Annotated in this window: 18 protein-coding genes; 5 read left to right on the top strand and 13 right to left on the bottom strand. The window is 42.2% G+C overall.

Annotation, left to right across the window (positions count from 1 at the left end; all coding sequences use genetic code 11):
- Positions 1-93 precede the first annotated feature (93 nt).
- Both argZ and MIC7126_RS0113540 read left to right on the top strand, forming a co-directional pair.
- The gene (gene argZ / locus MIC7126_RS0113545; RefSeq protein WP_017653699.1) at positions 94-2,205 is read left to right on the top strand and encodes a bifunctional arginine dihydrolase/ornithine cyclodeaminase; all 2,112 of its coding nucleotides are present in this window, start codon (positions 94-96) and stop codon (positions 2,203-2,205) included.
- Between the two features lie 21 nt (positions 2,206-2,226).
- Positions 2,227-2,724 carry a DUF2085 domain-containing protein gene (locus MIC7126_RS0113540; protein ID WP_017653698.1) on the top strand — a complete coding sequence of 166 codons (498 nt, stop codon included), beginning with the start codon at positions 2,227-2,229 and terminating at the stop codon, positions 2,722-2,724.
- A gap of 63 nt (positions 2,725-2,787) precedes the next feature.
- Here MIC7126_RS0113540 and MIC7126_RS0113535 read toward each other — a convergent pair whose 3' ends face one another.
- Both MIC7126_RS0113535 and MIC7126_RS0113530 read right to left on the bottom strand, forming a co-directional pair.
- Positions 2,788-3,903 (bottom strand): glycosyltransferase family 4 protein, encoded by a 1,116-nt coding sequence (locus tag MIC7126_RS0113535; RefSeq protein ID WP_017653697.1) that lies wholly within the window; start codon positions 3,901-3,903, stop codon positions 2,788-2,790.
- Positions 3,904-4,490: 587 nt separating this feature from the next.
- A complete protein-coding gene (locus MIC7126_RS0113530) occupies positions 4,491-5,834 on the bottom strand; it encodes an oligosaccharide flippase family protein (protein WP_017653696.1) in 1,344 nt (447 codons plus the stop codon).
- A 736-nt stretch (positions 5,835-6,570) separates the two neighbouring features.
- Here MIC7126_RS0113530 and MIC7126_RS0113525 point away from each other — a divergent pair.
- Genes MIC7126_RS0113525 through MIC7126_RS0113515 form a run of 3 tightly spaced genes read left to right on the top strand, consistent with a single transcriptional unit; the run spans position 6,571 to position 10,034 of the window.
- Complete coding sequence (locus tag MIC7126_RS0113525) at positions 6,571-7,695, top strand: acyltransferase family protein (protein ID WP_017653695.1); 1,125 nt, start codon at positions 6,571-6,573, stop codon at positions 7,693-7,695.
- On the top strand, positions 7,692-8,735 hold the full coding sequence (locus tag MIC7126_RS0113520) for an NAD-dependent epimerase/dehydratase family protein (RefSeq protein ID WP_017653694.1): 1,044 nt from the start codon (positions 7,692-7,694) through the stop codon (positions 8,733-8,735). The genes MIC7126_RS0113525 and MIC7126_RS0113520 overlap by 4 nt, the downstream gene beginning before the upstream one ends.
- A gap of 21 nt (positions 8,736-8,756) precedes the next feature.
- Positions 8,757-10,034, top strand: coding sequence for a glycosyltransferase family 4 protein (locus tag MIC7126_RS0113515; protein ID WP_017653693.1), 1,278 nt, complete (start codon positions 8,757-8,759; stop codon positions 10,032-10,034).
- Between the two features lie 200 nt (positions 10,035-10,234).
- Here MIC7126_RS0113515 and MIC7126_RS27565 read toward each other — a convergent pair whose 3' ends face one another.
- From MIC7126_RS27565 to MIC7126_RS0113460, 11 genes are all read right to left on the bottom strand, one after another.
- Complete coding sequence (locus MIC7126_RS27565; RefSeq protein ID WP_017653692.1) at positions 10,235-11,149, bottom strand: glycosyltransferase family 2 protein; 915 nt, start codon at positions 11,147-11,149, stop codon at positions 10,235-10,237.
- 344 nt (positions 11,150-11,493) lie between these two features.
- Complete coding sequence (locus tag MIC7126_RS0113505; RefSeq protein WP_017653691.1) at positions 11,494-12,678, bottom strand: Gfo/Idh/MocA family protein; 1,185 nt, start codon at positions 12,676-12,678, stop codon at positions 11,494-11,496.
- Between the two features lie 12 nt (positions 12,679-12,690).
- Positions 12,691-13,680, bottom strand: coding sequence for a glycosyltransferase family 2 protein (locus tag MIC7126_RS0113500; RefSeq protein ID WP_017653690.1), 990 nt, complete (start codon positions 13,678-13,680; stop codon positions 12,691-12,693).
- Positions 13,681-14,174: 494 nt separating this feature from the next.
- Positions 14,175-15,866 carry a GMC oxidoreductase gene (locus MIC7126_RS27560; protein WP_017653689.1) on the bottom strand — a complete coding sequence of 564 codons (1,692 nt, stop codon included), beginning with the start codon at positions 15,864-15,866 and terminating at the stop codon, positions 14,175-14,177.
- A 535-nt stretch (positions 15,867-16,401) separates the two neighbouring features.
- Positions 16,402-17,628, bottom strand: coding sequence for an O-antigen ligase family protein (locus MIC7126_RS0113490; RefSeq protein ID WP_017653688.1), 1,227 nt, complete (start codon positions 17,626-17,628; stop codon positions 16,402-16,404).
- 147 nt (positions 17,629-17,775) lie between these two features.
- Positions 17,776-19,083 carry a glycosyltransferase gene (locus MIC7126_RS0113485; RefSeq protein WP_017653687.1) on the bottom strand — a complete coding sequence of 436 codons (1,308 nt, stop codon included), beginning with the start codon at positions 19,081-19,083 and terminating at the stop codon, positions 17,776-17,778.
- Positions 19,084-19,481: 398 nt separating this feature from the next.
- Positions 19,482-20,684: a glycosyltransferase family 2 protein gene (locus MIC7126_RS0113480; RefSeq protein WP_017653686.1), complete on the bottom strand. Its 1,203-nt coding sequence runs from the start codon at positions 20,682-20,684 to the stop codon at positions 19,482-19,484.
- Between the two features lie 173 nt (positions 20,685-20,857).
- A complete protein-coding gene (locus MIC7126_RS0113475; RefSeq protein WP_017653685.1) occupies positions 20,858-21,481 on the bottom strand; it encodes a serine O-acetyltransferase in 624 nt (207 codons plus the stop codon).
- A 29-nt stretch (positions 21,482-21,510) separates the two neighbouring features.
- Positions 21,511-22,383 carry a DUF6492 family protein gene (locus MIC7126_RS0113470; protein ID WP_017653684.1) on the bottom strand — a complete coding sequence of 291 codons (873 nt, stop codon included), beginning with the start codon at positions 22,381-22,383 and terminating at the stop codon, positions 21,511-21,513.
- Between the two features lie 279 nt (positions 22,384-22,662).
- Positions 22,663-24,870: a GumC family protein gene (locus MIC7126_RS0113465; RefSeq protein WP_017653683.1), complete on the bottom strand. Its 2,208-nt coding sequence runs from the start codon at positions 24,868-24,870 to the stop codon at positions 22,663-22,665.
- A gap of 244 nt (positions 24,871-25,114) precedes the next feature.
- Positions 25,115-25,927 carry a WecB/TagA/CpsF family glycosyltransferase gene (locus MIC7126_RS0113460; RefSeq protein ID WP_040630219.1) on the bottom strand — a complete coding sequence of 271 codons (813 nt, stop codon included), beginning with the start codon at positions 25,925-25,927 and terminating at the stop codon, positions 25,115-25,117.
- Positions 25,928-26,374: the final 447 nt, after the last annotated feature.

The following is a 26,374-nucleotide window of genomic DNA, read 5'->3' as shown; positions in this document are numbered from 1 at the left end:
ATGCAGGTATTTGTGACAAATTTGACGTAATGATACAGTAGAAATCTGTATCCGCTAGACCCGTAGCATCTATACCTACGTTGTAATATTTTTATGACTTCTCGGATTCGCTTTTTGATGTGTGCTCCAGACCACTATGATGTGGATTATGTGATTAATCCTTGGATGGAAGGGAATATTCACAAATCATCGCGCGATCGCGCCGTCGAACAGTGGGAAAAGCTTTACCATGTATTGAAGGAACATGCGATCGTTGATTTAGTCACACCCCAAATAGGTTGGCCGGATATGGTGTTTACCGCCAACGCTGGCTTGGTACTGGGGAAGAATGTGGTATTGAGTCGTTTTTTACACAAGGAACGCCAAGGGGAAGAACCATACTTCCAACAATGGTTTGAGCAAAATGGTTACACTGTTTATGTCTTACCAAAAGATTTACCTTTTGAGGGCGCGGGAGACGCTCTCTTAGATCGAGAGGGACGCTGGTTATGGTCAGGATATGGCTTCCGTTCTGAGTTGGATTCTCACCCTTATCTGGCAAAATGGTTAGATATTGAAGTGTTATCCCTGCGATTAATTGATGAGCGTTTCTATCACCTGGATACTTGCTTCTGTCCTTTAGCTAACGGCTATTTGCTCTATTATCCTGGGGCTTTCGATGCCTATTCTAACCGCTTAATTGAGATGCGCGTCGCTCCAGAAAAGCGGATAGCGATCGCTGAAGCTGATGCGGTAAACTTTGCTTGTAATGCGGTGAATGTGGAAAGCATCGTCATTATGAACAAAGCGAGCGATGCTTTGCAAGCTCGTCTCCAAGATGCAGGTTTCCAAATTATTGAAACACCACTGACGGAATTTCTCAAGGCTGGTGGCGCAGCAAAATGTCTGACTTTGCGAGTGACGGAACCAGTTCGAGATGAAGTCCACGCCAATGTTTCTGTGGAAAGTCGCGTCATTCGTTTAGAAGGACACTTGCTTGACTCTGGTTTGATTAACCGCGCCCTAGATTTAATTGTAGACGCAGGCGGTAGTTTCCAAGTATTAAATTTCAACCTCGGTGAACAGCGACAAAGCACCTCAGCAGCTGAAGTCAAGGTATCAGCGCCATCCCATCAGGTGATGGAAGAAATTTTCTCCCAATTAATTGATTTGGGAGCGGTGAATTTACCCCAGGACGAGCGAGACGCCATTCTCGAACCGGTGCTGCAAAATGGTGTGGCTCCTGATGATTTTTATGTCAGTACCATTTATCCTACAGAAGTCCGGATTCACGGTCAGTGGGTAAAGGTACAAAATCAGCGCATGGATGGAGCGATCGCTATTACGCAAACTCCCCATGGAGTGGTGGCAAGGTGTAAAATATTACGAGACTTAGCAGTCGGCGAGCAGGTAATCGTCGATGTCCTCGGTATCCGCACCATCCGCAAACCAGAATCCCGCGAACAACGCAACTCCCAGGAATTCAGCTTTATGTCGGCGGGAGTTTCCAGCGAACGGCGTGTGGAATTGGTGGTGGAACAAGTAGCTTGGGAGTTACGTAAAATTCGGGATGCAGGCGGTAAAGTTGTTGTCACCGCCGGGCCAGTGGTAATTCATACCGGTGGGGGTGAACATCTCTCGCGCCTGATTCGGGAAGGATATGTGCAAGCGCTATTGGGCGGAAATGCGATCGCTGTCCACGACATCGAGCAAAATATCATGGGTACGTCCCTCGGTGTGGATATGAAGCGGGGTGTGGCTGTTCGTGGTGGACATCGCCATCACTTGAAGGTGATCAATACTATCCGCCGTCATGGTAGTATTGCTAAAGCTGTGGCAGCAGGAATAATTCCCAGTGGCGTGATGTATGAGTGCATCCAGAATCAAGTACCCTTTGTACTCGCTGGTTCGATTCGGGATGATGGGCCCTTACCTGACACCCAAATGGATTTGATTAAAGCACAGCAAGAATATGCTCAACACCTAGAAGGTGCAGAAATGATTTTGATGCTTTCATCAATGTTGCACTCAATTGGGGTGGGAAATATGACCCCGGCTGGTGTGAAAATGGTATGTGTCGATATTAATCCCGCCGTCGTGACTAAGTTAAGCGATCGCGGTTCCATTGAATCGGTAGGTGTAGTCACAGATGTGGGATTATTCCTCAGTTTGTTGACACAGCAACTGGATAAGTTGACAAGTCCCTATCGTGCAGTGGTAGCTTAAAAACATTTGCACACAGATGTGATGAGAGTAGCTTTTCCTAGGGATTTACAAGTAAACTGGGTCAGTGTAATTGCTGACATCATGCTGGCGGGAATGGTTTTTGGCCCGCCAGTTGCTCCTTTTTTGGCTGCGTCTGGAGCGTTTTTGCTACAGGGGATTGCGGAGATTATATATTTCTTGGGTAATCATGTCTGTCCGCAACCGCAAATGGGGTTAGAATTAGCGCCTCCTTTGATCATGGCGGTATGTATGCGCTGCTATGGAACAGTGACGGGTTTGTTGGTGACTCGTTTGTTGTATGCTGTGACTAGTGGTAAAGGTTTTTATTGGTTAAGTCAGTATGGGTGGAGTGGAGTAGCGATCGCCAGTGTTTTGATGATGGCTTATCCTTTAGAATTGGCTGCACAAGTTTTAGGTTTATGGAGCTTTGATAATTACCTAGTCACGCCTTTTGGGTTGATTACAGGTTTAGCATGGGGATTGTTTACCATGCCTATATTACATGGTCAGCGGCATTAATAGACATCCATCACAAAACAATGTAGAGGCGGAAAATTTCCCGTCTCTTCATTTACGAGGGGATTACAACCTAACTTGTGAAAGCTGACTGTAAACAGATTCTGCTGGCTTTGCTGGTTCTCCATATCTAGATGTTAATTCTGTAACTACACCTTGAACATAATTTTTGTGATTATATCGGTTGAGCATCAGTTCATAACCTCTTTGCGCCATAGCGTCTGCTGCTTTGGGGTTATTTAAAAGGTCGGTAATCGCTTGCTTCATCCCTTCTGCGTCACCTTCCTTCACCCCAACCACATAGCCATCACGGACAATATCTTCAATAATTCCCGGCGATTGCGTCACCACCACAGGACGCCGACAAGCCATAGCTTCAAACAATGTAGACTGACCAGCTTGGTAATTGTTCTCAAACAAACTCACCGCAACTATGTCGGAATCCCGATAAAGCTGGACTAAATCCTGCCAATCATAATATCTATGAGACATATTATTGGGGATAACTTTCGGGAAGGAACGTAGCAAAGCGCTAGCGTCTGGTGAAAAGGCGCAAATATTCACATCCACATCTAAATCTTGAGTAGCTGCTGCGAGAGTTACATAATCTCGTTTTTCTAAGCCACCGCTACCAATAATGGGACGTAGTTTCTTTGGCGAAGCTGGCCCTGGTGTGAAGAAGGATATATCCGTTGGTTGTTCTGCAAATAAACAAACACGGTCTGCAGGTAAAGAAAAACTGCGCTGGAGAAACTCAGCTTGCGACGGGCTAGCAGTCATAAACAAGTCAATTTTGTCTTTTAGACCAAATAACTTCAACACCAAATAGCCTCTTGGTCGTTGTATATTTTGGTTGAAAACAATTATTTTGGGTCTGTTTTTCCGTGCACCACACAATGTAGCGATGGGGATACCAATATCTTCTCCTGGACAAAAAATGACATCGTTTTCTCCTAATTCAGCAGACAACCTCCGCGCTAAAGCCCATTGTTGAGGATTACCGATAGTTCGTCCCAAAATTTGATCTAAAAACGATATAGTTTCCTCACCTGGAAAGTGAATTTTTGCGCCTAAAAGCTGGCTAATACCCGATATTACATGGCAAGGACGTTTACCTGCTTCTGCATCTCCGTTAATATCATCTAAGTTCAATTTGCGATTCAAAACAATGTGGTAGCGCATATCTGTTGTGTGATTTGGAATGTGGTTATCTACTGATCTTATTTAATTATTTATATCTTAAAAGTGTTAGCCACTAATAACACTTTAATTATTTAAATTTTTGATGAAACTAATATAAAGATGGCTATTTATAAGATTTTTAAAATTTGCAATCAAAAGAATATATTTAATTCTTGTAAAAAATATACTCGCCATAATGGCACTTTTTCAAGTCAGCTACTCATGGTTGAAACCAGCAGCCAAACATGAAAATATATCTTCCCTAACATCTATTTTCCAGTTACTTCGACACCAATTAACTTAACTGGCGCTCGTGCGTCTGGCTTCATTGGTCAGGGTGGCAAATAGTTTTACATTTCGTAATATAGACTAGTTTGATTTTTAGTGATTTACTTACTTCAAGTAAAACAACTTTTGGTTTCTGTTTTCCGGAAAGTTGCTAAATTTTTAGAAAATTTTCCTCAGAATGAAAATAGAGCATTTTCTATATGCATAGAACAAATATAGAGACATTACCTGTAACGTCTCTACAATATTTAATAGTTGTCTACTGTCTGCTGAGATTAGTTGCCCAAAAATGACTGTAATTACTGGAGTATTGCACTTATCGGTAATCCCAAACCGAGAAAGTAACGTATAGTAATCAAAACAGCTAATAATCCTATAAAAAAGATAGTTGTTTGAATATCTTGTCCTATGAGTAAAAGTTTCTCTCGCCAAAGTCCATAGAGATTAACTAGATATAAAGGAAAGTCACTGACACCGATGACGATAACTGCTCCCAAAACACCGTAGAGATTAAATGCAATATTTATTCCGAAAGCAATTAAGACGAACCGCGCAAAATTACTCTGAGCTGCATATAAAGGTTTACCAATTGCTAGCAGCGCTGGACTAGTAGTGTGGAATAGCAATGAAAACCAAATTCCTGAACACAGAATTGGCATCATCCAGGTTGCTTGGGTGTATCTATTATCATAAAGTATGTCAATAACTTTATCGCCACAAGTAACAAGGATAGCTAAAAACCCAGCAAAACCAATTAGTATCAGACGACGTTGGGTGAGGATTTTCGCTCTCAAACTTTCTCTCGTCAGGTCAACACTGTTAGCGATCGCCGGAAAAATAACTCTGTGGCTCAGTTGTTTGATCACTTCTCTGGGTATACTGGCTAAAGCGTAGGCGATCGTATAGACTCCTAACATTTGAAAGGTTAGTAATTTACCAAGGATCAAACGATCAGCTTGTTCAGCCGCAAAAATTAACCCAGACGCTACAAACATCCACTTACCAAACGACATAATGTCTTGAACGGCGTCTTTATCCCAAGCTATGCGATTTTTATATCCTGGTATCAACCAATAGCTACCTACCATTCTCATGATTGAGGCGATGACTCCTCCCACAGCTAGAGAAAAGACGCTCGGATAAATCCACGCTAAGAAAATTAATGTAGATAAAGTTAATATTTGCAGTATCAATTCAAATACAGTGTATCTGCCCATGACCATCGAGCGGTGAAGACTGTGGATAGCAGTCGAACCGAAGCCATCGACAACCGAAGTTATCCCGACAATGGGAATTAGCCACAGCAGCCTAGCATCTCCATAGAAATTAGCAATAGGTATAGTAATTAATAAACAAAAAATCCAAATAATCCCGCCGCGAATGATTTGTAGCGTCCAAGCTGTGTTGAGAAATTCTGGCTCATCACCGCGTTTGTTATTAACAATACTCTGAGAAATCCCCAAATCGGAGAATAATTCAATACCTACTCTTAAAGTATTGACTAACGCCATCAGTCCGAAAAATTCTGGTACAAGCAGACGAGTCAAAACCAGATTACTAGCAAACCGTATGATCTGATTAGCTCCGTAACCAGCTATTGTCCAGATTGCACTACGAATGGCAAGCTTTTTGAGAGATGTCATATTTACTTAAAATAAAGTAGTTCATGAGCGCAACCCTTCAGCCGTTTAATTTATTTTTAGTAACTTTTGAGTTACATAAAATAGCGTGATTATTCAATCCATAAGTTAGTTTTACTTTCCAACTGTGAATGAGATTTTACTCTACATCGAGTTGGGCTTTTGATTCGAGCTTGTCCGCGTCAGTGAGCGATGCCGTTACCCTAATCAGTGTATTCTACATCTGAATATTTAGTGAATATCAATGAAATACAAACGCCTCATACCTTATCACAGTAGGTGTATCAAATAAAAAAGCTATATATGTAATTTTCGTGTAATATTTGCCGTTCTTTTTAAATTTAATGTAAAGATTGAGTCCTCGGTAATGAGGAAATTACAAAGTTTGAAGCTAAAAAACTAGCTAAATAAGTCTGCTTGGCGAATTGGCAGATAAATTTGTGTGATAATACCATTACCGTGGTAAAAATGCGGAAATAGACACGCATGTGTTAAAAATAGAACTGTCTAAATTTTCGATCAGTTAACTCTGTTGCATGGAAATGGAGTGATTAGACGCTGTAATCAGTCTCATGAACTCAAAGCCATGAGCCTTTTCTTGCTGTCTAGCAAAGAATCTGTTCGCCGATTTGATCAATTGAGGTGCAGATACGAGTAGTCATGGCTGTAGAGCCTAAATGGCGATGGGGCTAAAGTTAGCAGCGATTGACATCAACGAAAATGCTAGAAAAAATTACTCATGAGTTCCACCAACACAATACCAACCGCATTTGTTAACAAGCCTAAAGTTCACTTTCAATTTATTGACGCACTCCGGGGTATAGCTGCTCTGTGGGTGGTGATTTTTCATGCTGATTCGGGCGATCGCCTGACGCAATTAACCAGCGTTTTACCGCCTTGGTTGGTCACGGTTGTCTTTAAGTGGGGTAGTTTGGGGGTAAGTATTTTCTTTGTCCTCAGCGGTTTTGTGATTGCTCACTCTCTACGTGAGGCGAAAATTGATTTAGCTTTTTGGAAAAACTTTAGTCTGCGGCGTTTTGCTCGACTTAATCCGCCGTATTATGTATCGATTTTAGTGGCTTTGGGTTTTGCGTTCATCTCATCCACGGCTAAAGGTGAACCGTTCGCACCGATGGGTGAGCCTTTGTCAATACCTAGGCTGTTATCGCATCTATTTTATTTACAAGACATTTTTAGATTTGCACATATTGACGATGTTTACTGGACTCTGTGTTTAGAAGTGCAGTTTTATCTGGTCTTCTGTACATTGTTGGCTCTGGTACATTGGCTCGATTCCACGTGGAATTGGCGTTTTGGTCGCGTTGCTGTGTTCGTCCCTATGGCTTTATTAGCGGCGCTATTCCCTCTGGGTTTATTTGCTAATAATGTCAGACCATATATATTTTTGCCTTTGTGGTATGGCTTTCTGTTGGGAGTCTTTGCCTATTGGTCATGGCGTGGTAATTTGCAGTCCATATTCTTTTACCTCTACTGTGGAGTACTGCTGGCTGGTGGGGTGATTCGCGGGGACAATTTTGCGATCGCCTGCGTCATCTGTGCAGCTATTATCCTGGAAGTGGCGCGAGCTAACCGGATGATGTGGTTAAGTTGGCCCTGGCTCCAGTTTCTCGGTAAAATTTCCTACAGTTTATATTTAATTCACGTCCCCATTATGGGAGCAGTGTTTTTTGTCGCATCTAAGTTGCTTCCTCGGAACATTATTGGTGAAATTGCCTACTTAATCTTAGGTACTCTCATCTGCATAGTCTCTGCTGCGATTATGTGGCAATTAGTGGAAAAACCATCCATCAAATTGAGTCAAAAGGTGAAGCTGATTAAGAATAAAGAGGCGGCTACTGTATGAAATTATTGGTAACAGGGGCTTCTGGTTTCCTGGGTCAATATGTAGTTACGTCAGCACTCCAGCGCGGACACCAAGTGCGGGCGGTGGTCAGACCCACAAGCGACACAACCAAACTTCCTTGGTTAAATCATCCCAGTCTGGAATTAGTGCGCTGGGATTTGCAACAACACTCCGCTGCGGTGGATGCTTTGCAAGGTGTGGATGCAGTGATTCATCTAGCAGCCGCCAAACAAGGTGATTTTGATACTCAGTATAAAAGTACTGTGGTAGCTACAGAGCAGTTAATTCAAGCAATGGTAGCAGCTAAGGTATTAAGACTGGTAGCAATTAGCAGCTTTTCTGTGTTCGATTACCTGAATACCCCTGTTGGCGAAATCATCAACGAAGATTCACCATTAGAGCGCGAACCCAAACACCGGGATGTTTACGCCCAAACCAAGCTCCTGCAAGAAAATCTTGTCCGTGATTTCCACAAACAAACTGGTGGACAGGTAACAATTTTGCGCCCTGGGATGATCTACGGGCGGGATTACTTATGGAATGCCTGTTTAGGGGTGAAAATCAGCGATCGCCTCTGGATTCGCATCGGTGGTCAAGCTCAGATGCCCTTGACTTATGTAGAAAACTGTGCTATTGCAATTGTTTTAGCAGCTGAATCTTCAGGGGCGATCGGTGAAACACTGAATATTGTGGATGACGATTTGCCCACCCAGAGCGTCTATGCACAGAAATTAGCAAAATTCACAGCGCGATCGCCCTACACAATTCCCGTCAGTTGGACAATATCACGCCTAGTAACCCAGACATTCTGGTTATCTAATCAATTCCTCTTAGCTGGTAAACTTAAACTACCCGGTATCCTTGTCCCCGCTAGGTTACACGCCCGCTTCAAGCCCCTGTGCTACAGCAACGCTCGCGCCCAAAAAGTTTTGCATTGGCAACCAAAGTATGCTCTGGACGCAGCCTTAGCTCGTAGTTGTAGCGACCAAGACTTATTAAGCGTACCGCATCAAGTCAGCCAAGCATCATCTTCTCAATAAGCACTATTGAAACTAAAATTTATGCATATTGCCTATCTGACTGGAGAATACCCCAGGGCAACAGACACATTCATTCAGCGTGAAATTGCCACCCTGCGAGCACAAGGAGTAGAGGTAGACACATTTTCTGTGCGGCGTACAGGGAATCAACACATGGTAGGGCCAGAACAAAAGCAAGAACGCGATCGCACTTTTTATCTCCTCCCTCCAAATCCACTCCATCTCTTGCTGGCACATGTGGGACTATTGTTTAGTTCCCCCAGCAGATATTTACAAGCCATCAAGCTAGCGTGGTCAACCAGTCAACCAGGATTGCAAGGCGGAATTTATCAATTATTCTACTTTCTCGAAGCAGGCATCCTCGCCCAAGAAATTAGAAAAAGAAAGATTTCTCACCTCCACAACCACTTTCCCGACTCCAGCGGTAGCGTAGCCATGTTAGCCGCCGAATTAGGTGGCTTTACTTTTAGCTTGACGATGCACGGCCCTTACATATTTTTTGAGCCGTATCGCTGGCGTCTAGACGAAAAAATCAAACGGGCGCTGTTTGTGGCTTGCATCAGTTATTACTGTCGCAGTCAAGGAATGGTGTTTGTACCAACTGACAAGTGGAATCGGATGCACATCGTCCATTGTGGGATTGATCCAGCTTTATTCGATGCAGTTAAGCATCAAGAATCCGGTAAACGGCTGCTGTACATCGGACGCATCGCCGCTGCGAAAGGATTACCCATATTATTAGAAAGCTTAGTAATTTTAAAGCGATCGCACCCAGATATCATCCTCACCGTTGTTGGTGACGGCCCAGACCGAGCAGAATTAGAAAAAACCACCGCCAAATTGGGACTAAGTGCAAATGTCAATTTTGCCGGTTATCAGTCCCAAGCCGAAGTCCGCACCCACATACAGCAAACTGACGTATTCGTCATGTCCAGCTTTGCCGAAGGAATACCAGTAGTATTAATGGAAGCAATGGCTGCAAGCCTTCCTGTGGTAGCTACACAGATTGCAGGTATTAGCGAACTAGTAGAAAATGGTGTCAACGGCTACCTTGTACCTCCTGGAGACGTAGTTACTCTCGCTGACCGTGTAGCTAAATTATTAGCAGACCATCAATTGCGTCACCAATTCGGTACAGCAGGTAGAGCCAAAGTGCAGCAAGAATTTAATATTTATCACGAAGTCACATGGCTGCATCAAGTGATGCGCGCCGCACTACAAGGAAAAGTGGAAACGATTCGCCCCGGTATGAAGCTACCAGCCACCAGCGAACCAGAAAAAGCCACCATTCACGCCTAGTGCAAAAAGGCTGAAGTCTGAAGTCTGAAGTCTGAAGTCTGAAGGCTAGGATGAAGTATGAAAGTAATAAGCTTGAATATTCAGCCTTTCATACATTGGTAGTGAGGACTTTAGTCCTCTTCTTCACAAAGGTGAAAAGTTTCACACCATTAGGAAGCCCAGACAAAATCTGACGCTTCCTAATTTTGAATTGGCATTAATTACCCCATAACCGATTTGGCATAGTTATACATGATCCTGGGACTACAACTGAGCCAAGTTTCTAAAGAGAACTTGTGGAAATACTTTTTTGATTCAGGTATTTGAAATACCCTGCGCCAACTAGTTTTACCAGCCAGTTTTCCCAAAGAATGCGCGTAGAGTCTATTAGCAAAATTCTTGGTTTGCGGGAACTTGTCTTTGAGATAGTAGGAGGTTTTGATATTTGTCTCGGCATTAATCACATCGGTATCAGGTCTAAATTCAAATAAATTAGAGCCATGAATCCGATGCACAGCCAATTGGTCAGGCAATAATAACCCAGGAGACAGATATATTGCGGCTAGTCGTAGAAAATTATCAGCTGATATCAGAATTTCTTCTGGCATCGGTAAAATCTGCGCCAATACACTACGCTTGAAGCATAGACCACTGGTAGCGGGTAAAAATGGTAAGTTATCTCCATTTAAGATGCTTTGACGAAAATCAACATAAGCCAGTTCAGACAAACGATGAACATTCTCAACTGCTAAAGACTTCCCCTTTGCATCCACATCTTCTAGTTCATGAAAAATCCAACCAATGACAGGATTTTCACTGAAAAGTTGGGTGATTACGCTTACTTTATCAGCACTAAAGTAATCATCAGCATCTAGAAAAAGAACAATCTCGCCCCGACTAGCTTGGAAACCCGCATTAAAAGCCGAAGCTTGTCCGCCGTTTTCTTTAAATACGGCCGTGATTTGATTTCCGTAACTGGCGATAATTTCTTGAGAATCGTCCTTTGAGCCATCATCAACCACAATTACTTCCACACGACCAGATGTTTGGTTTAAGGCACTGTCAATTGCTTGACGTATAAAACGTGCGTAGTTATAATTGTTTATCAGAATACTCAATAAAGGTTGGTTGTACATAGCCCCTGTAACTTCCTTTATTCGCAGGTTTTTTGAGGAAATCAGGCTTAGTTAGGTTAGCTGATTTCCCCTGTCATTCTTTTTACGTTCGTTAATAATATTTTCTAATCACTTAGTTGACAATATTCCCTAAGGAATATTGCCTATATCTGTAGCGTGATGGCAAAGTCGAGCGATCGCCCAAAACCCCGAACTCAGCAAAAAGGGGCGAGGTTCGTAGTCAGCACTTTAGTGCTTTGATATTCCAGGACTAAAGTCCTCACTACAAGCACATTTAGGAATTTAATGCAATGTAGAGACATTATCGTGTAACGTCTCTACAAAAATCGCATTCTGGGATTAAATTATTTCGCCCAAGGCATGGGCTGAATTGGATCAAAGGAAGTTGTAAGTTTATAGGGAGAACCTGTCTCTAGAGAATTATTGATAGCTAGGACAAGTTCATTGTTATGGAGAGAAAATTGCGCTGACAATCGAGAAGGTCTTTCCTCAGCGATCGCCGCAGCCATTTCTGCTACACCCCGACAAAAGTCCATTTGTTGAGCATTGTTAGAACCCACCCGCACTGGTTTCCTCACCAAGGGGTAATTTTGCTTCCAGATACCTTCTAGTCGCTTGCGTCTGATGGTGATACTCCGTCGAATATAAACAGGTGCTCCATAATACCAGCAATCTTTAATCCCCAATATCCCATCATCGCCAATAATTCTCAGTGAGTGGTCGTGGGGTGCAACGATACTGCAAGTTAGTCTGGCGACTACACCAGAAGCAAACTTAATACAAGCTACGGAAAAATCCGGAGCATTCATATCTAAAGGTACATCGGTTTCTTTATCGGGAACCAAACAGGACGAAAAAGCAGAAACCGTTTCGGCTGGGCCAAAAAATGCTGTCAGCCAAGTGACGTAGTAACCAGCATGTTCTAAAGTACAACCAACCTCAAACTCATCTTTATAAGGCCAAGGAGTCCCAGATTGACTCAACCATTTTTGGTAAGGCATCCGGTGTACTAGTCCATCGTCCATTTCTGCGTAGACTAATCGCACCTTACCGACTTTATTTTCCCTCAAAGCCTTCCAAACTGTTTGAGCAGTTTCGCTCAATAAGCTACATGGTGCGGAGGATAGATATAAACCTTTTTGTTCGGCAATTTTGACTAACTCCTCAGCTTGCCACATTTCCATGGCCAGAGGTTTCTCAGAATAGACATGCTTACCCGCCTCTAAAGCGGCTTTGGAAACTGAGTAATGACTACTGGGATTGGTGAGATTCAAGACAATATCCACATTGTCATCTGCCAGTAGTTCCTCTAGGGAATTATAAATGCGAGAAATACCGTGATAGGCAGCAAATTTAGAGGAGCGATCGCTATTTCGATCCATCACCCCCACTAATTTTAGTTGCGAATAGTGTGGGAGGGCTTTGAGATAGTAGTCAGCGACGAATCCACAACCGACAATGGCGATGGATTTTTCCAAGGAATTGCTCTTACTCTTGGGACTAGAAGCCGTGATGGGGGAAGAAGACACAGAAACTTTACCTCAATTTTTGTATTCTACTAGAGTGCGTTGTCGTCTGAATAACCGAGAAAGATGAAATTGTATTAAACCCTGGAGTTGTGGGAATTTATCTAGTACACAAAACAAAGAGTAAGAGACTGCATCTCTGGTTTTAAAGTTTCGCTGTCGTGTATGTTGGTAAACTCGGTAGGCTAAAAAGGTGTAAGCCATGAAAAGTAAGAGTAAGCTCAACCCCCAAGTCGGCCATACCCCAAAAATCGCTAAAAATGGTAACAAAAATCCCCAAAACCAAATCCGGCGACTTTCTTGTACCCAATGTCGTTCTGGACTAGAACCATGTAGCCAAGAACCTTCAGCATAAGCATGTCCACCTCGGAGCGATCGCCTCCACCACTGACTTAAGCGAGTAATTTGAGCATCATGCAATGTCATCTCGGCATCTATACGTAAAATTCTGCCGCCAGCTTGACGCAACCGCACACATAGTTCCGGTTCTTCGCCTGCAATTAATGTGGGATTAAACCCGCCCACTTGTTTGAGTGCGCTCACCCGCATCATTGCATCACCACCACAAGCTTTCGCCTCACCAATCGGTGTGTCCCATTCAATATCACACAAGCGGTTATAAATAGAATTATTGGGAAATTCTTCTCGGCGTCGCCCGCACACAACTACAACATCTTTTTGAGCCAGCAATTCATTTTGAGCACGTTCTAACCAGCCCGCGACTACGCGACAATCTCCATCTACAAACTGCACAAACTCAATATTTGGTTCTACTTGTAACAAATATTCAAATCCAGCATTTCTGGCACGAGCAGCAGTAAACGGAATTGATAAATCAAGCTCTACAATATGTGCGCCCAGAGAACGAGCCAGGGCTACACTACCATCTGTGGAACCAGAATCTACATAGATAACCGTTATGCCTTCGCCTACCACTGACAACAGGCATTTGTGAAGACGACTACCTTCATTTCGTCCAATGACTACAATTCCAATTGACTGCAAGGTTAAACCTCCTGCAATGATTTGTGTTCTATGTAACTTCTCTCTTCCGGTGCTGTAGTCAGTATAAATCCTGAAATATATTGTGTAAAAGACTGTTAATACACAAATTTTTGCGTGTTTATGTGAAATTGATTGTTTATTTTAATTCTTAACTCAACGGTATTAACGCAGAATTTGCACACCGTGGCAGTGAAACATTTATTTTAGATGCACTCAGACTCTGTTGATAGTATTTTCAGTGATTTAGTTCCGGAAAATCAATGTTTTTTCACAATTGCTGTCAAAAAATGAAACCGGATTAGTTTGGGTATTTACACGCAATTTGCTACCTTTCAGATAACTCGAAGGGTAGCAAGTCGTGTTTTTTCTTCAGTGGTGTCACAAGCTTTATGATCAATTAAGACATCAACTGAGCAAGAAATCTTTATACCAAGCGACTTTTAAACTTGTTGCCTGCCATAGTACCTTGCTCAGAAGAACTGATACCCGCACGGTTAAAGCAGAGGTGTGGATGAAATTAATGTTTCTTCGCTATCGACAACACCAATCTTTTCTCTGCTGAATTGCTCACCCAAGGTGTTGAACTCGGTGATTTTCAACCAATCAGCGAGGCGAATCGACATAGCTACCAGCATTAATGTGGGATTGGCGTGACTTGTGGTGGGGAAAACAGAACTACCGGCGATAAACAGTCCTTCTACACCGTGTACCTGACTATTTTCATCCACTACTCCTTCTTTGGGATTCAGCGACATCCGGGTTGTACCGGTGGGATGTGCTCGATCTACAAAGTTACATTCCCAATTTTCTTTAGCATCTAGCCATTGAGAAAGTTGAGGTTGAGGTAGTCCCAAGCGCTGAAACTCTTGACAAATCAAGTGACTGAGGCGTTTGACTGTCTGCCGTTCTTGTTCACTGATTTTCCAGTTGAGTTTAGACAGAGGCATACCCAAGGCGTCTTTTTGCTCAGAAAGTGTCACCCGACTTTCTGGATCAGGGCGTTGTTCCACCAAGCAGAATAGGTCAATTCCAGTAGTTTTTCTGATGGGTGGACGATGTTTAGCTACTCGGCGGTAAATTCCTTGAGCTGTTGCACTGGGATGAGTCAAGAGTGCGATCGCATCTTCATAAGCTTGCTTGGTCAGCTTTTTGTTTTTGAACGCCATTTTTAGACGCTGCATAGCGAAAGATGGATCATCCGCTGCTACCTTTTCTTCTAAGAAAGCCGCACAATTGAGCAACTGCTCTTGCTCTTGAATCTCCGCACTCAAAGCAATACCTTGCAAATAGGTATGGCGTCCTTGAGCATCATCTAACCAATACTGACCAAAGCGATCTTGAACTGGAGCCGCTTCTTTGGGATTAAAGGTACCCATCACACAACCTGGGTGATCCATCAAGTACCGACCTACAGTGTCATTCTGATTACCGACACCATAGGGAACTCTGCGGTTAGAAGCCAACAGTAAGCGAGCATTTTCTATACCACCACAACAAAGCACGATCGCCTTAGCTTTAATCTGCGCCCGCTTACCCTCTAAAGTACTCACTTCTACCGACTCAACCCGATTACCAATCTCGTTAGTATTGATGTGCGTGACATTGGCGTGTAGCAAAATGCGAATATTGGCAGCGTCAGGAGTATGGCGACCAAATCGTGCCGGCTCGGAAGCATCATGAGGTTCCTTGCTATATTGCCAAAACTGAGGTCTGACGAGTTTTTCATTCAAGTCAGATTGCGGACGCCGCACGTTGAACTGCTGCCAAAGTGTCTCGTCGTAGCAGTTAGGCCCAATTCCCAAGTTTTCTCCCGCCCGCTCTAGGTAATTTTCCAAACTGTCTGGGGTGATTGGCCAACCTGAGTGAGGAACCCAGGAGCGTTGCTGAAAATCAATATTGTCGAATGGCGCGCATCGCCCAGTCCAGATGTGGGATGTCCCGCCCAAAATCCGATAGCGAATGATGTCCTGATTCATGATTCTAGGGACACCAACGCTTTCAATGTCATACAAAGCTTGAGTATCAGGCTCATCTGATAAACCGCCGCTTTCCAGCACCCAAACTTCGGTTTTCGTACCAGCAAACTCTTTAGCGAGAGATAAACCAGCGGGGCCGCTGCCTACAATACACAGATCAGTTTCAATTACCGTATCGTTTTCCAACCGTCGGAGATCGTTAAATTTCACGTTGAGTAGCTCCTAAATTCTCCCTAAACCAGTGCTAACAAGGAACGCACCTTCACTGTGCTCTGAGGTTTTCCAAACAACTGGATGAATCAGATCAGATGTAAGAGGGCGTACTGCACCTATCGCTAAACCAGAAAACACGAAGTCAAGTGCAGGCTTGTAAGATCATTATCATGGGAAAATTATGAACTTAGTGTATGGGCTGCATAAAAAAACGATGAAATATACGAAATATTACGTAGGGAGAAAAATCCCTAAATACGCAGGTAGGTTGGCACAAAAAAACGTAAATTATACAACTTTGAGACGATTGTCAGTGCAATAAGAGAACAAATTTAACCTTTCAAGGCGAATAAAGCGCTTTGCATCCAAAATTTGCTATAAAAAATAGACATATCTGAAAATGAATATAGAAATGTTGCATTACTGCATCTCTACAAAAGTTTCAGGCTAGGTCTAATAAAATATAAAACTCCGATTACAGTTTGCAGTTTTTGGAGGTTCCACAAAAAGAAGGATTTATTTGTCCCACAGTTTACAAATGGCTAATTTGCCTTCTTTGCTTGACAGAAAAAACAATTGTCATATAAAAAACCCAATACACGTTCGCTAGCCTGAGTAAATAGCTCTCTGTCATGTTATTCATGACCAAAAATAACAAAAACGCTACAGGCCAGATTTCCTCTGAGTGCTCAGTTGCATAAGCCCGTTTTAGTGCCAACACAAAAGTTGTAACTAAACTAATAAAAAACAGTGATAAACCGATAAAACCAACATCAAGTCCTAAATCTAGGAAGCCATTATGAGCATGAGGTGCAATGAAAGTATTTCCCAGTAGCGCACCTGCTTGTGCTCCATGAAAACTCTCTTTTGACCAAAACGCACTGCGTCCGTAACCCAACCAGGGACTTTCCTGTATTTTAGTAACAATGAAATTCCACAAGATTGTTCTACCAGTAAGAGTTGGATCTTTTCCCAAACCAGTGAGTATAGTAATCCAATTCATGAAAATGAATGTACCAACGCACCCTGAAATCATAATTAATATATCGGAAAAAAGTACGCTGATTTTTCCTCGCCAACGGAAATTACGATAAAAGAATATAAAAGCTATAATCAAGCCACAAATAACCAGCGCACTTTTCGAGGTTGAAAGTAATATTAAAGCTATCGTTAAACCAAGACCCAACCATTTATATAGACGATTTTTAGGTTGTTCGATAGGCAGTAATAAAAAGGCTACAGAGCCGATAATCATCATACTGCCGAGGGTATTTTTATAATCGTATATTCCCTTCCAAGAGCCTGGATGGTCTGCACCATGTTGACCAATAGTAGGGACTGCTACAGCAAAAAAGGCACTTAACACAGCCCCAATGCCAAATGTCCAAGCAACTAATTTTACTTGGTCTTTTAAACTAAATCTGGCGGCAAAATAGAGAGCAAAGGAGGTCATTTGCAAGACTTCTCTGCTATCAAGCAGAGTCAGCATTTTATCTTCCGACCAGAGAAATGAAAGCAAAACTAATGCTGTCAGAGTCCAAATGACTGTATTTCTGCTGGCTGTGCGAAGCGCTGCTTTCCAGTTCAAACAAACTAATACAGTGGCCGTAAGCCAGATAAAGTATCTGATAAGAGTGATGATATTTTCAGGAACAAGTCCCGGCGTCGTTTCTGTTGTACCTATCCCAAATCCTCCTGAAAAGAAAGTTAATGAAAAAATGACGAAGCTGTTTTCAGCAATTTCTAGGAATTTTCTCACAAAATTTCAGTACAATAAAATGTTATGTGTGTAAAACAGGTGTAGTTAATTACAGAAAGCCTGTACTTGGGCACATTTTATAGTAAACTGCTTACTGCTTAGGAAACATTGTCTACCTGGAGTCAGGAAAAATAGAATTGAGTGTATTTATCCTGCGACTAACGAGCGAGTATTTAAGTACTGCTTAATTAAGTCACTGCGGTGTTTAAAGAGGGTTTCTTGGTCAAACATCCGACCAGATAACGCTGCTTCTTTGATTAACTTACTCAATCTTACTCTGTCTAAATTTAATTCCACTATCAAGTCGGCCAGTTTCTGCCAGTCGTTGGTGGGTACAAATAAACCGCCTCCATGTTCTGATACCAATCCTTCGGGGTAAGAGCTACCGTAACCAATAATAGGTGAGCCAGAGACTAATGATTCTACTAAACACCGAGGTGATTCTGGTGTTTTGTGACAAAAGAGGAAAATGTGGTGTTTTTTGAGTGTTTCTAATATTTGGCTGCGCTCGCTCACGAAACCAGTTAAATGAATTCTGTCGCTAATTCCTAACTCTTCAGCTAGAGATTTCATCTCTGGTAAAAGTGGCCCATCGCCTAACCATGTAGCATGAATATCAACACCAGCTTTGTAAGCTTGATGTACGGCACGTACCCAATCGACGGGGCCTTTCATTTCTGCACACCTGCCGGCGTAGACAATTTGCAAAGGTGCATTTGATAGTATGGATGCTATTTTTAATTCCAGACTTGATGTATCTATCCAGTCTGATTTCTGCGTGTGGACATCATAGACGCAGTAGGATTTTTCGCAGAAAGGTGAGTAAGCAGAATAACAGTCTTGTCCCTGGAACAGCCCTAGATGAGAACGATTAACCAAATATCTTTGGTAGGGCTTCATGAACGGTAAGGTTAAGTATTCTTTGATGCGGCGCTTGAGGGAAGCTCGATGTAATGTGCGGCTGATAACTTCATACTCAACCCGGTCTGCCCAAATAGCGTAAGGTCGTTTGAGTTTGATAGCTTCTAAACAAGCGACTGCTCCCCAATCACCAATTAGTCCACAAATACCAAAACAGAGATACTGACACTCTTGAATCTGGGTTTTGATGACTTGGCTAATGCTTGAGTAATATTTGATGAAATCTTGAATTTTGTATGCAAATGGTAGGGGAATTAACTCCAATTTATCCGCACAAGGTAAATCAGATATTGGTTGCCATGTTGATGAAGTTTTACTGGCTTCAGCCATGTATTTTGGCAAAACTGGACAAGCAATCACGACGCGATCAAAGTTTTCCGCCCAGCGAATGAAGCCGCTGGAAGTTTGATGATCAAACCCAAATTTGCCGTCTACTTCTTCAACTACGACGGGCATAACTAACAAAAGTTTTTTTTCCACTGCTGGGGGTTGCATGGAAATATCAATCGTGTTTCTTTCTAGATGTAATTTCATATGGATAATGGCTACAAATTTGGTCAGATAAAAGCAGGAATTTTCTTGGGAGTAGGAACTAGTACAAAACGGCTGAAGTATGAATTATGGCGTATGAAATTAAACTGTCAAAGTTACACATTTACTACATTAATTGTTTCGGGAAATTGATGTTGCTGATAGCAGGGGACGGAAGGTTTTTTAATATCCGCGTTTGATGTTCAGTAGATAATTTTTTTTTCATTTCTAGTCACCAATTTCAACGTGTCTATTTTGAAAATACGTCTAATGTAGGCGAAGTTGCAGTGTGTGTAATACATTAACTAAATAAGGTTTTTACGTAAGTAATATCATAAGGTTATTTTATATTTGTTCATTTAATTTTGTCGTTAAGCAGATCAAAATTCTTAAGTGTTAACTTAGTTGCGATCCGTACGTACCCAATTCTTCTGAGGCTTGACTAAAAACTTTAGATAAAGTGGAATTTTCCACAGAATGTAAACTGGAATACTTAATAGCTGTAGAAGTGGTAGATCAGTACGTCCGAATTTAGACCAAGCGATGAAAATAGCACTGAGGAGAAATACACCAGCGATCGCTAATAAGCTTGCAGGTATCCATGATGCTCCCAATAACACCCCCAGCAATGCGGATGCTAGTAGTACTGACCAAGTGATGACTAGCAGAGATAAAGGGGGGATGCACAAATCAAGGGCGCTGATCAACAAGTCAAATCTTTTTTGTTGCCACGCAGCTTGCAATAACTGGGGAACATAATTAATGAGAGTTTCTAAATGTCCGTGCTCCCAACGAGTCCTTTGGCTGGTGGCTGCTTGGGTTTGTTGGGGTAAATAACCGGTGACATTTGCTTGGGGACAAAGCATGGGCTTGTGTCCGGCGATGGTCAAATCAAAGCCAAGTTTCATATCTTCGACGATGTTACCGCTGGCGATGTCAACGGAGCGAATCACTGACCAGGGAAAGGCCATACCTGTACCGTCTAGCAGACAGGCGATTTTTAATTGCGCTAATCCGCTGGAACGGACTAAATTTTTCACTTTAAAAGCGAAGGCGGATACTGCATCTTTGGGTGTGGGGGCTTGGGGTTTTTCCATTAAGTAGACACCTTGGATGGGCCGGCCTGTGGCGATCGCTTGTTGGGTGAGTTGAGCGATCGCACCGGGATGAACTTTGCAGTCAGCGTCTACAAATATCACTACTTCTGGTGGTTCTGACTCCAGGTACTGCAAGCCATATTCCAAGGCGTAACCTTTACCTCTCAGGTCAAGATTATGGCGCTCGATGACTGTTGCACCCGTACTACGAGCGATCGCTGCTGTTTGATCACTGCAGTTGTCAGCGATCACAACTAAACGATGTTGCGGTTTTAATTCGGGGATTAAGTCCTTGAGAGTAGTATCAATGACAAGTTCTTCGTTATGTGCAGGCATCAGCACTACCACTTTTCGCTCTTGCCAATTATCGACACTAGGCTGATTTGGTAGGGGAAACAAGGCCGCAATAGTTTCCACTAACAACAATAAGCACAGAATTAATAACCCTAATGCACCTACACTTAGCAGTACATTAATGCATAAAATTAAAATTTGGTCAATTGTCATACGATACCTGCGATATTTTTTAATAAAAAAGTTGGGCGTGATTTCCCACTCGTGCTTTTGCAGCTGTTAACCGGAAAAGTATTGAATGCAGGTTTTTCGACTGAAACTTGTCGTTGTATTTTGGGATGAAAGTGATTTATACTTTTCATCAACAACGCCAAGATGATTCAAGTTCAGTTGCTCTCTTCTATTGCTCTCAATTCAGGAACGAGAGCACTTTTATCAGACTTTGGGTAAATAATTTTCGCTGGGATACCGACTGCAGTTGCTCCTGTGGGTACATCACACAGAACCACTGCATTTGCACCAATATTTGCTTTGTCACCGATAGTAACATTGCCAAAAATTTTCGCTCCTGCACCCACATTGACACCGTTACCCAATTTGGGCGCATCAAAGGGTTGGTTCAGATAGCGGTTGCCCAAGGTAACACCTTGACGCAGAATACTATCATCGCCAATTATGGAGTATCCGTGAATAACAATTGCTCCCTGATGTTCAATAATGACGCGGCGACCAAGTTGGACGGTGTATGGTAGTTCAATGCTGTAATGGTTACGCACTTTTTGAAACAGCATCTTGTAGAGGATACTCAGCGGAGCACGTAGGAGTTTAGGTTGAATATTCATGCGCCAAACCCCAAAACGATGAACTGCTACGGCTCTAAATCCTGGCTTAGTCCAATCGCGCCCATGAGCAATCCAGTCTTCTTTGATTTGCTCCCACAGACCTATGGGAGGTGCTTGTTTGAGAGTCAAGTTGTGTTTTGCATCTACTGTTAAGTTATTTATTTCCATCTCTGATTCTGCTTTTTTGTTGAAAACCCTCAAAATTGCATGATTAACTGCTGATATCGCTGTGGATCAATTTCGGCTTTGGCGGAAATCATCACAGCTTGATCTTCTGGATCAATTGCAGCAAAAAATTGTTTTAGCTGTTGGTCTGACATGGGTTGATTCGACCAATACTCATGACAAATCCGTCTTGAATCATAATAATGACCAGATTGCTCTTGTAGCACCTGGTCAACAAATATCCCATAAAGTATGTATTCGGAAAGATGTAAGCAACTGCAAATAGTTTTCATCCACCCTCTTCCGGAAACTTTCTCGATATGTTCATATAGCTCTAAAAGTCTGTCGCGTCTCCAGGTAATAATGTTCCCGATGTAGCCAGAAGTAAGTAAGTTTATTGGCGATAGACCGAGTAATTTACCTGCTGTTTGCTGCCATCTTTCAAATCTGGGGTATTTGTTGATAAATTCTGAATTATATTGATTAGGTATGCGGAATAATCGTGTTTGGTCTTGGCGAATAAAGCTATTGAAGTTCAGTGGACGAACAAAGGTCACGTCTGAATCAACAAATACGAAAATGTCTTTATTGATGTGTTGAGCGACTGCTAATTTAACAATTTGCTGGAGTAGCCAGTTACGAATAAAGAAAGTTTTCAAGCTCAACCATCCATTCTTAACTAAAGGCAAGCGCTGAATCCACCAAGGTAATATTGATTCAACAGCAATAATTTCTGTGTTGGAACTTTTTAACTGCCGGAACAATGGTAAGTCCCGCGCATCAACGATGATATAGTGTGTAAAATGGGGTGAAATAAAGTTATTCACGCTCCAAGACAGCAGGCGGCATCTTTCAAAATCCGGAGCATAGCTGGGAGTAATGATACCAAATTCTAACTTGTTCATATGATTGAGCAGGTGGAACTTTGATAACTTGTTGTAAGTATCTCACCTAAATCAACAAATTTTACTACTCAACTACGCATTTCTACCAGAAAGTAGATTGGCGATTCATGACACAAGTTGTATGGTAAGCGATCGCACCCACTTTTATAAATAATTTTTATCAATCTTTGGATAGATATCTGTCTGAATTCAGTGCATCCTCTATCCAGACAAGGGTAAATGCAGAAACTTCCAGGTAAAAGCGCCTTGAAAGCATCTGCATACTGTTTACCCTCATCCTTACTTACTAAACACGGTAGCTCGTTGCTTCCCCACAGGCTCGGCTTTCACCTCTGAGCGAGAGTTGCTGTAATAAAAGTAGTTATCCGGCTCATGCTTGACATTCACACCGTTAGCTACAATTCCTAAAATGTTTGCTTCCGACCTTCTGAGTAACGATTTAGCCGCAACCGCGCTAGCTGAATCAACATGGCCTGGTCGAACTACTACTAAAACTCCGCCTGCCATTTTGCCCAGAACTGCAGCTTCTGCTGCTCCCACCAAAGAAGGCGTATCAAACACTACATAATCATACTTTTGAGCAAACATCTCCATCAAAGCGATCATCCGCTCAGAATCAATTAGTGCCAGAGGGTTAGGAGGCATGACTCCAGCCGTGAGCACGAATAGATTATCCGTAACTGATTGTACAGCTTCTGAGAACTCATTCTCACCAGCAATCAGATTACTAAAACCTATGGAATTAATTAGACCCCATAAGTGGTGTTGTGAAGGTTGACGCATATCTGCATCTACTAGCAATACTCGCCGTCCTGCTTGAGCCATGACTGTGGCTAAATTAGCAGAAACCTCTGATTTACCCTCTCCAGACACAGAACTGGTGACAACGATGGTGCGGGCTTTGCGGTCTAAGCTAATAAATTTCAAGTTAGCTTGGAGCATTTGATAAGCCTCATGAACCACCGAGCGTGGTAGTTTTGCCACAATTACTCGTGGTGAGATTCTGTCAGATGTTGATGCTTCCAAAAGGTTATTGGTTTCAAACTTAGGAATTAGCCCCAAGAGTGTATAGCCAAATAAGGCTTCTGCTTCTTTGACTGTCTTCAATCTTCTGTCGATGAGGTCTACGAAGAAGGCCGCTGCTACAGCTAGTAGCGCTCCCACCAGCCCACCTCCAGCTAAAAACAGCAATTGTGTAGCCGCTGCTGGTTTTTTCGGGACTAAAGCCGGTTGAATGACGCGAGCATTTCCGACAGTTTGTTGTTCAGCAACGCGGATTTCTTGTTGTCTGGTGACGAGGTTTTCGTAGTTCTTTTGGGAAACTGTTAAGCTGCGTTCTAGTTCTCCTTGTCGCTTATCTAAAAACGGCAAGATGTCGGCTCTTTGTTGGTAAGCTTTTTGTTGAATTGATAAGGCGTCTATTTTTCTTTGGACACCCAAGCGTTTAGCTTGCAATTCCAGATATTCTGTGGCTAACTTTTGTCGCAGTTCCCCAATCTGCAAGTTCCCAGGGGAAACTTGAACTCTAGATCCTACAGCTTCAGTAGTCCGCTGTTGCAATAGAGCTTTTAAGGCTGCTTCTTGATTTCTTAAAGACTCTATAGATGGATGTTCTGGTGTGTAAAGTCCTTGCTGGGTAGCTAATTTAGTTTGTACCGTTTGTAGTTCTTTGAGTGCTTCTTGTACGCCAGGTATTTGGCTGAGGGAAGTCACCTCTACAGCTTGAGAGTCATCCAGATTGACTTGCTGACGGGTGGCTAATTCTTGAGCAGTTACCTCTGCTAAGTCACCTCTGGCTGTGGTGATTTGATCGTTGAGATCGGTTATGGTTTTAACTGCGGCGGTTGCTTCTTCTTCTAAATCAATAATTTGATTTTGAGATTTAAAACGACGTAGCGCCTCAGCGTTGCGGTCTAGTTCTAATTTAGCTCTGGGTAATTCTTTGGCGATAAATTCTCCCGCAGCTATGGCTTCAGCACGGTTATTCAAAATATTCTTGGAAATGTAAGCGCGCATCAATTGATTGACTACGGCCGCGGCTAATTCCGGCTGGGTAGAGGTATGGGAAACCTTGAGAACGTCTGTACCGACAATTGGCTCAACTTTGATGGTGAGTAAATTAGGGTCTAGAGGTTTACCATCTTTACCTTTGATCCGTAAATTATTAATTACTTCTTGAACAATTGGTAAGGATTGGACGACAACAGCTTGGGTATCGAGGGGATTACCTTCCCGTTTCAATGATTCCAAAGTCCCAATTTTTTCACCAACACCAGTTAGTGAAGATGTCTTATTTGACTGTACAAGAATCTGTCCTGTTGCTTGATACGCAGGTTTTTGCGTTGAAGCTGCTATTCCTGCTGTTGCTACGGAAGCTACGAAAACTCCTGAGACAACTACCCAGCGGCGTTTCAATACTAACCAATATTTTTGTACATCTATCTCTTCGGGATAACCTTGCTCTTGGGGATAACCTTTAGTCTGCATAGTATTTGCTGATTCGTAAATGAATAAGTCATGAGAACCACTTATGAAATCAGGAATAGAGCATCTGATGAATTAATAATTTCTGGTATGGCTAAAGCGCTCACTTGAGAACTTTACTATTTATTTGTGGTGATGCTTACTCAAGATTTCTCCTGTTTCACTTCTTCACTCACAAAATGTGAGTTTAGGAATAATAGCTCGTAGTTAAAGATTTGGGAATCTCTAATGTAATAGTGAGCCATTTTTAACTCTTTTCTCCGTTTTTTACTAAAGTCTGGATGTTATTGACTTTAGTTTGATTATCTGTTGGCCAAGGATTCTTGTAAAGCTGTAGTTTTTGTTTTATGATTAACCAACAAAAGGGAAAAGCATCAAATAGATAACGCTTCCAAAGACGCTTAGGTTCGCTTAAAAGCCTATAGATCCATTCAAACCCAATTTCACTGATCCATCTTGGCGATCTCTTAATTACCCCAGCTTCAAAGTTAATTGTTGCACCAACAGCCAAGAATATTTTGACGTTATTTAATTGGTTTCTATACTTAGCAATCCACAGCTCTTGTTTGGGAGCACCTACCCCAATTGCTAAAACAGTAGCCCCTGATTCGTTAATCATTTCGACAATTTCTTGGCACTCTTGTTCGTTTTTCTCAAACCCAAAGGAGGGTGAGTGAGCCGCCACTATAATTCTCCGCCCTACCCGAGAATTAATTTGCTGCTGTGCCATTTTTACTACTGGTGTTTCCGATCCCAGTAAGAAAATTTTGATGTCTTTATCATACTTGTAGTACGTGTAAAATGCGGGAAAAAAATCTGATCCAGATATCTTCTCTTGTATTGGTGTCCCCAAAAAATTAGCTACATACATCAAGACTTTGCTATCGCAAACTCTGTAGTCTGCATTCTGATAGACATTGTAAAAATCTTGATTCTTCTGCAGTTTCATTAAATGATCGACGTTAGGAGTAAACACCACACCGCCGAGTTTAAGTTTTTCTAGCAACTCAAACATTGTGATGTTATGGATAGCCACATTTAGAAGATTAACCTTTATCATCACAACAGTGAACACGAATTAATTTACTGGAATAATAATGCATTTTTCACCAAAATGTATATTTTGTTGTTTGTCAACAAAACACCTGATGCTGGTTGGGCTTAAACACTGTCTGCCTACAGTAGAGTTTTTATTTTGTAAATAGACACACAACCGTGAGTTTAGCGGATGGCAGACTGGAGATGCACTAAAGAGCACTACGTTGCATTTATGTATACTTAGAAATTGTAGTATAAAAAATGCCTTATGTTTTCATACTACGTCAGGAGCAATGTCTTAAGCAGAATAAACTTGTACTGTTTTACACACACTGACTGATGATCTATGACCCTGGGTGGAACCACTACTTGCCTAAGCGAATGCAAACATTGCATTACTCCCATATTAACATTACTAATCAGTACTTTACTTAAGTAGAAGTAAATATAACTTGTTTCTCAGTAATTT

The organism is Fortiea contorta PCC 7126, from assembly GCF_000332295.1.
Lineage (GTDB): Bacteria > Cyanobacteriota > Cyanobacteriia > Cyanobacteriales > Nostocaceae > Fortiea > Fortiea contorta.
Note: the sequence above shows the minus strand (reverse complement) of the source record. Positions and strands in the feature narration are given on the sequence as shown.